Source organism: Streptomyces sp. NPDC048419 (assembly GCF_043200415.1).
GTDB lineage: Bacteria > Actinomycetota > Actinomycetes > Streptomycetales > Streptomycetaceae > Streptomyces.
In genome coordinates, this window is the sequence record NZ_JBICXT010000114.1 from 1 (window position 1) to 1,565 (window position 1,565).

Below are 1,565 nucleotides of genomic sequence, written 5' to 3' on the forward strand. Positions count from 1 at the left end.
ACGCCCTTGAGGGAGTTGATCAGCTTGGACAGGGCGACCTTCGGCGGGTAGTGCACCAGTAGGTGGACGTGATCGGCCTCGCCGTTGAACTCCCGTATCTCCACGTCGAAACCAGCGCACACCTCCCGCATGATCTCCTCGCACCGCTTCAGCATCGTGTCATCGAAGACGCCGCGCCGGTACTTCGTGACGAACACCAAGTGTGCGTGCAGGTGGTAGGTGACGTGACGGCCGGTGCGAATATCAGGGTTTGGTTCCCAGCGTGGCGACATACGCCAAGCGTAGTATGATCTTGCAAGCTGCGCAGAAAAAAAGGGGGGTGGGCTGGATGATCTTTGCGTACAAGTTCCTCATGCGGCCCACCGTTAGCCAGCAAGCCGCGCTGGGCGAGATGCTGCGCGACCACTGCTCGCTCTACAACGGCGCCTTGGCCGAACGCCGCAACGCCTACCGGCACGCCTCGAAGACCTCGATCAAGTACGGGCAGCAGTCCGCGCAGCTCAAGGACATCCGGGCCTTTGACCCGGAGCGCCAGGGCCGGTGGTCGTTCTCGTCGCAGCAGGCGACCTTGCGCCGCCTGGACAAGGCGTTCGCCGCGTTCTTCCGCCGCGTGAAGTCGGGGGACAAGCCGGGGTATCCCCGATTCCGGGGGGTGAACTGGTTCGACACGGTGGACTTCCCGAAGGACAAGGACGGCTGCCGCTGGGACTCCACCCCGCACGACCCCGTCACCCGCGTCCGCTTCCAGGGTGTCGGGTACGTCAAGGTCAACCAGCACCGGCCCGTGCTCGGCAAGGTCAAGACCCTGTCTGTCAAGCGCGAAGGCAAGCGCTGGTACGTCGTCCTGACCGCTGAGCAGGCCCAGCCCGAACCGCTCCCCGCGACAGGGTCCGTGGTCGGCATCGACATGGGTATCGCCTCGTTCCTCACCACCTCCAACGGTGAGCACGTCGAGAATCCACGCCACGCTCGCAAGGCAGCCGCCCAGCTCGAACCTGCACAGCACAAGCTCAGCCGGTTGGGGCGCGTGCGCCGGGAGGAGCGGACGGCGAATCATCAGCGGGCCGTCCAGCGGGTCGCCGACCTTCACCGCAAGGTGCGCCGCCAGCGCCTCGACCACGCCCACAAGACCGCGCTCGCTCTGGTCCGGGACCACGACCTGATAGCCCACGAGGATCTCAAGATCCGAAACATGGTCAAGGCCCCCACGCCGAGGCCGGACCCCGAGACGCCAGGCAGCTTCCTGCCCAACGGGTCCGCCGCGAAGGCCGGACTCAACCACTCGATCTCAGATGCCGGATGGGGGGTGTTCCTGACGATCTTGCACGCCAAGGCTGAAAGCGCCGGACGAAACGTGATCGCCGTGGATCCCCGCAACACCTCCCGGACCTGCCCCGAATGCGGGCACGTCAGCGCGGAGAACCGGCCCACCCAGGAGAAGTTCCACTGCGTTAGCTGCGGCCACCTGGCGCATGCCGACACGGTGGGCGCACTGAACGTTCTACGGGCCGGGCTGGTCCGTCGCGAAGCCGCACCGGCATAGCGAGAAGCCCCCTCGTTCACGA

General features: G+C 65.9%; 2 protein-coding genes. One reads left to right on the forward strand and one right to left on the reverse strand.

Annotated features, from left to right (window positions below; genetic code table 11):
• On the reverse strand, positions 1 to 272 hold a 272-nt coding region (tnpA, locus tag ACGFYN_RS48125), incomplete at its 3' end, for an IS200/IS605 family transposase (protein ID WP_393872276.1).
• 56 nt (positions 273 to 328) lie between these two features.
• On the opposite strand from tnpA, the gene ACGFYN_RS48130 reads away from it, so the two are divergent.
• Entirely contained in the window at positions 329 to 1,543 is a 1,215-nt protein-coding gene (locus ACGFYN_RS48130; protein WP_393872277.1) for an RNA-guided endonuclease InsQ/TnpB family protein, read from the forward strand.
• The last annotated feature ends 22 nt before the right edge of the window (positions 1,544 to 1,565 follow it).